Consider the following 5,371-nt stretch of genomic DNA (forward strand, 5'->3'; position numbering starts at 1 on the left):
GGGCGCGGGGGGCGGGCGGCCCTTCTCCACCCGGATGGACTCGCCCTTGGTGACGGGCTGGGTGACGCCCTCGGCCTCCACGCGCACCGGCGGGCCCTGCTTCACGGTGACGGTGGTGCTGTCGCCGTCGCCCACTTCCACGGAGAACGCGGAGGACTGCGGCGAGCGCTCCGCCGCCACCAGCTTCCCCACGGCATTGGCCTCCGCGGAGGCCTGGCTGTAGCGCGCCTCGCGGAAATGGCCCTCCGCGTCCTTCAGCCGGGCGGAGGCCTCCGGGGGCACGCTCGCGTCCTTTGCGCTGGCCACCAGCGTGCGCGCGGTCTCCAGCGCCTTCTGGGCCAGCACGCGCTCGTGGCCGGGCACCTTCAGCCGGGTCCCCGCCGCCACGTCATCCGACGTCAGTCCGTTGAGGGCGCGCAGCTCCTGCACCGCGCGCGCGTCACCGAGGGTGCGCTGGGCCACCTGGCGCAGGGACTCGTTGGGGCCCACCACCACGGTGCCCGGGGGGGTCGTGCCCAGCCATGTGAGGAGGAGGAGCGCCGCCTTCATTGGAAGACAATCTCCCTTCCCGCCTGGATGGTGGCGGACGGCGTGGTGACGGACAAGGACTGGGCGGCGGGCTTCTCCAGCTCCGCGTCGATGCGGCCCCGCAGCACGGTGAGGTCCGTGCGCTGCTGGCCGGGGCGGGTGCGCGTCTCCGCGATGCTGATGAGCGAGTCCCCACCCAGGTGCACCGTGCTGCCGTTGGCGGCGAAGACGATGTCGGTGCCGGCGCCCGCTTCGGTGCGGACCTTGTCGTTCTCGTAGAGCGGCTGGCCCTCGAGGGCGGGGCTCCACTCGTCAGCCGTGGCGCGCTTGATCTGGACGCCGCCCTTCATGGCTCGCAGGTGCGCGCGGTGCGTGGCCACCGCCGGACGCGTTGCCGCATCGGGCGCGGACGGGCGCTCATCGGCGGTGCAGCCGGCGGCGGGGAGGGCCGAAAGCGCGAGCGCAAGCAGCATGGGAGGCCAGTGTCGTCCGTTCACGAGAGGAGTTCCGGGGGCCCGAAGTCTATCGAAGGTGGACCCGAGGGGGCGGGCCCGGGTACGCACACGCTAGTCCAAACGGCGGTGCTCCAGGCAGGGGAGGTTGCGGCGGATGCGCGCTAGCAGCTCCGGGTCCACCGGCGCCAGCGCCAGCCCTTCGCCCTCGGAGGCCCGCGCCGTCACCAGCCCCCACGGGTCCACCACCAGGGCGTGGCCATGGGTGACGCGGTTGGCTGAGTGCCGTCCCCCCTGAGCGGGCGCCAGCACGTACGCCTGGTTCTCGATGGCGCGGGCCCGCAGGAGCACTTCCCAGTGGTCCTTGCCCGTCATGAGGGTGAAGGCCGCCGGAACCGCCAGCAGCGTGGCGCCTTCGCGGGACAGTCGCCGGTACAGCTCGGGGAAGCGCAGGTCGTAGCAGACGGACAGCCCCAGCCGGCCGACCTCGGTCTCCGCGGAGACGACGTCCGTGCCCGGCGCCACCGCCGCGGACTCCTGGTAGGTCGCACCATCTCCCACCTCGACGTCGAAGAGGTGGATTTTCCGGTAGACGGCAAGCCGCTCGCCGCCGGGACCGAAGAGGACGCTGGTGTTGTAGAGGCGCCCACCCGGCGCGCCCGTCTCCAGCACGCTGCCGGCGAGCAGCGTCACTTTCAGCTCCCGGGCCAGGCTGGCCATCCGGGACAGCGTCGGACCGTCGAGCCCCTCCGCGGCGTCCTGCCGCTCGGGCTCCGGCCCCATCCAGGAGAAATTCTCAGGCAGGCCCACCAGCCGGGCACCCAGCCCGGCGGCGCGCCGGATGAGCCGGGTCGCGGCTTCCAGGTTATGGGCCTTGTCGGCGGTGGACACCATCTGCGCGGCGGCGATGAGCTGCATGGGGGCGTTATAACCCCCGTCGGGTCCCGGAACCCCTGGGAATTCCTCACCCTGCTGGGCGCGTTCCACTGGGAGCAGGAGGGTGCGTCCTTCCTTTACACCCCGACGGGGCGTGTGCTACGGACGCCCCCGACATTTTTCGATGAAGCACTTCGAAAAGTGGGCCGCGTGCCCGCTTTTCGTGTTTTTGGAGACTGGTTTCCCGCTCATGTCGGAGAAGAACCTCAAGCAGACGGTGGAGGAGCGGGCCTTGGCCCTGCTCGAGCCCATTGTCGCGGGTGAAGGCCTGGAGCTCGTGGACCTGGAGTTCCTCCGGGAGCGCGAGGGCTGGGTGCTCCGGTTGTTCATCGACAAGCCGGGTGGCCGCGTAGGGCTGGACGAGTGCTCGCAGGTGTCGCGCGCGGTGGACCCGTCGCTCGACGTGGAGGACTTCATTCCCCACGAGTACAGCCTGGAGGTTTCCAGCCCCGGAGTGGACCGGCCGCTGCGGAAGCCGACGCACTTCGAGCGGGTAAAGGGAGAGAAGGTGAAGGTGAAGACGTTCGGCCCGGTGGGAGAGCCCCCGCGCAAGAACTTCACCGGCACGCTGACCGAGGTGGCAGGCGACGGAATCTCGGTGGAGGTGGAGGGGGCCGGAACCTTCCACATCCTCTTCAAGGACATCGCCAAGGCGAACCTGGAGTTCCAGTTCTAGACGTCGACATACAGGGTGCCCCTCCGCGCGAGGGCGCCCGTGGACCCTTTTAGGAGAAGACCATGCCCACGCAGCAAGCCAACCCGAGTGTCAACCTCAACCTTGTCCTGGACCAGGTCGCCAAGGACAAGGGCATCGACCGGGCTGTGCTGATTGCCACGCTCGAAGACGCGATGAAGACCGCGGCCAAGAAGCACTTTGGCCAGGACCGCGAGCTTGAGGCGAAGTACGACCCGGACAAGGGCGTCGTGGAGCTGTTCCAGGCCATCACCGTGGTCGAGGAGATTGTCGACCCGGTCCAGGCGGTGAATCAGATCTCCCTGGTCGAGGCCCACAAGAAGGGCATGGAAGTGGAGCCGGGCGACGAGCTCGTGTTCCAGATCTTCTACCGGGACGAGGACGCCGCCGAGGCCAAGGCCCAGGACGACCAGTACGGTGACATCCTCCGCCTGAAGACCTTCCGCCGCGGCTTCGGGCGCATCGCCGCGCAGACGGCCAAGCAGGTCATCCTGCAGCGCACGCGCGACGCGGAGCGGGAGAACGTCTTCAACGAGTACCGCGACCGGAAGAACGAAATCGTCACCGGCATCGCCCGCCGGTTCGAGCGCGGCAACATCGTCGTGGACCTGGGCCGCGCCGAGGCCGTGCTGCCGGTGCGCGAGCAGGTCCCGCGTGAGACGTACCGCCCCGGCGACCGCGTCCAGGCCTTCGTGCTGGACGTGCTCCGGGAGTCCAAGGGCCCCCAGATTGTCCTCAGCCGCGCGTCCGTCAACCTGCTCACCAAGCTGTTCGAGATGGAGGTGCCGGAAATCGCCGAAGGCATCGTCGTCATCGAGGCGGCGGCCCGTGAGCCGGGCGGCCGGGCGAAGATCGCCGTGTCCAGCCGGGACTCGGACGTGGACCCGGTGGGTGCCTGCGTCGGCATGAAGGGCAGCCGCGTGCAGGCGGTGGTGCAGGAGCTGCGCGGCGAGAAGATCGACATCGTCCCGTTCGACGAGGACCCGGCCCGCTTCGTGTGCTCGGCGCTGGCCCCGGCGGAGGTCAGCCGCGTCATCATCGACGAGGCCAACCATGCCATGGAGCTCATCGTCCCGGACGACCAGCTCAGCCTGGCCATTGGCCGTCGTGGCCAGAACGTCCGCCTGGCGGCCCAGCTGACCGGCTGGAAGCTGGACATCAACAGCGAGAGCCGGGTGCGGGAGCTGCGCGAGTTCGCGGGCCGCTCGCTCGGCTCGCTGCCCGGCGTCAACGAGATGCTGGTGGAGACGCTCTACGCGCACGGCTTCCGTCAGGCCCGGGACATCGCCGAGGCCAACGCGGAGCTGCTGGCGCAGCTGCCCGGCATCGACCCGGACCGCATCCCCTCCATGCAGGAAGCCGCCCGGACCCGGATGGTCGAGGATCAGGCGGAACTGTCGCGCATGGATTATGAAAGAGAGCAGGCCCGCATCGCGGAGGCGCGGCGGCATCCGGACGAGCTCAGTCAGCCCGAGCGCATGGCGCGCGTGCGGGGCGTCGGTGAGAAGACCATCGAGCAGCTCATCCTCGCCGGGTACCGCTCGGTGGAGGACATCGCCAATGAGAAGGACCTGGCGAAGCTGGGCGACGTTCCGGGCGTGGGTATCAAGAAGGCCCGCCAGCTGAAGAGCGCGGCGGAGAACTACCTGGTGGAGGAAGCCAAGCTGCGCGCGGAGCTGAATGCCGAGCGCGGCGCCATGACGGCGACAATTGAAGGTGGCGCGGAAGCCACCAAGTCGCCGTAAGCTAAGCGAGCAAGGGAGGGGACGTGCGGCGCCCGGCTGGCCGGCCCAGGCCGGAAGTTCAGAACGCGGGGTCAGGTCCGGTCCGGACGTGCGTCGGATGCGGGTTGCGGCGACTCCAGGCGGAACTGACCCGATTCGTGATAGGCCCCGGAGGCGCCATCGAGGTCGACAGGAAGAGGCGGCTGCCAGGACGGGGCGCCTACCTGTGCGGTGCCGGTTGTCTGACGGCAGCGCTGAAGCGGAAGGCGTTTGGTAGGGCCTTTCGCGGAAAGGCGGGCCAGGTTGACCCGTCGCAGCTCGGACAGGCATGGGAGCAGGGGGACGGTGAGCGGAGGGGTGCGGGGAGAGTGGGTGTTAGTCACCACTCGCACACATTTTCGGGTTTGGACTAGGGTGCTGCGCCCCGGAGTCGGCGGAGCAGAAGGCCATCAAGGGCAATATGTCGAAGAAGCGCGTCCACGAAATCGCCAAGGAACTCAAGAGCCACGGGATTGAGCTCGACAACAAGGAGGTCGTCACCGAGCTGTCGAGCCTCGGTTACGACGTCAAGAGCCACTCGTCGTCTCTCGATGACGACCAGGCGACCGCTGCCGTCCAGAAGATTCTGGACAAGCGCAAGCCGAAGCAGGCCACGCCGCCCGTGACGGCGAAGGGCTTCGTCGTGCGCCGCAAGGTGGGTCCGCCCGCCGGTGCGACCGCGGACAGCGGAGCCGAGGCTTCACAGTCCGCCGAAGCCGCCTATGAGCCGCCGACCTCGGCGCAAGAGCCCATGGCGGCTGAGTACGCCGCCGAGGAGCCGGTGCAGGCGTCTCCGCCCGTCGAAGCGCCCCGCGCGCCCGTCGAGGCGCCGAGCGCCCCGGAGCCTCAGCACGTCGAGGCCCCGGTCGCCGCCGCGGAGCCTGCGGCTCCAGCTGCCGTCACGTCTACGCCCCCCACGCAGGTCGCCGAGGCCCCGAAGGCCCCTGCCTCCTCCGAGGTGGCCTCACCCCCGCCCGCCGCCGAGGCCCCTCAGGCCC

7 protein-coding genes are annotated in these 5,371 nt (G+C 69.7%); 4 read left to right on the forward strand and 3 right to left on the reverse strand.

Features of this window, described 5'->3' with window-relative positions; genetic code table 11:
* From HV826_RS35895 to HV826_RS35905, 3 genes are all read right to left on the reverse strand, one after another.
* Nucleotides 1–549 (reverse strand): LysM peptidoglycan-binding domain-containing protein (locus HV826_RS35895; protein ID WP_176421508.1); only part of this gene is annotated, 549 nt, incomplete at its 3' end.
* On the reverse strand, nucleotides 546–1,001 hold the full coding sequence (locus HV826_RS35900; RefSeq protein WP_176421509.1) for a FecR family protein: 456 nt from the start codon (nucleotides 999–1,001) through the stop codon (nucleotides 546–548). The genes HV826_RS35900 and HV826_RS35895, both read right to left, overlap by 4 nt.
* Before the next feature lie 93 nt (nucleotides 1,002–1,094).
* Nucleotides 1,095–1,898, reverse strand: coding sequence for a carbon-nitrogen hydrolase family protein (locus HV826_RS35905; RefSeq protein WP_176421510.1), 804 nt, complete (start codon nucleotides 1,896–1,898; stop codon nucleotides 1,095–1,097).
* Between the two features lie 208 nt (nucleotides 1,899–2,106).
* Between HV826_RS35905 and rimP the strand changes: the two genes are divergently transcribed.
* The 4 genes from rimP to HV826_RS35925 form a co-directional block, all read left to right on the forward strand.
* On the forward strand, nucleotides 2,107–2,592 hold the full coding sequence (rimP, locus tag HV826_RS35910; protein ID WP_163786821.1) for a ribosome maturation factor RimP: 486 nt from the start codon (nucleotides 2,107–2,109) through the stop codon (nucleotides 2,590–2,592).
* Between the two features lie 62 nt (nucleotides 2,593–2,654).
* Nucleotides 2,655–4,355: a transcription termination factor NusA gene (gene nusA, locus HV826_RS35915; protein WP_176421511.1), complete on the forward strand. Its 1,701-nt coding sequence runs from the start codon at nucleotides 2,655–2,657 to the stop codon at nucleotides 4,353–4,355.
* A gap of 23 nt (nucleotides 4,356–4,378) precedes the next feature.
* Nucleotides 4,379–4,747: a YlxR family RNase P modulator gene (locus HV826_RS35920; RefSeq protein ID WP_176421512.1), complete on the forward strand. Its 369-nt coding sequence runs from the start codon at nucleotides 4,379–4,381 to the stop codon at nucleotides 4,745–4,747.
* 47 nt (nucleotides 4,748–4,794) lie between these two features.
* Nucleotides 4,795–5,371: translation initiation factor IF-2 N-terminal domain-containing protein (locus HV826_RS35925; protein ID WP_176421513.1), on the forward strand; the 577-nt coding region annotated here is incomplete at its 3' end.

This window comes from Myxococcus sp. AM010 (assembly GCF_013372585.1).
Taxonomy (GTDB): Bacteria; Myxococcota; Myxococcia; order Myxococcales; family Myxococcaceae; genus Myxococcus; species Myxococcus vastator.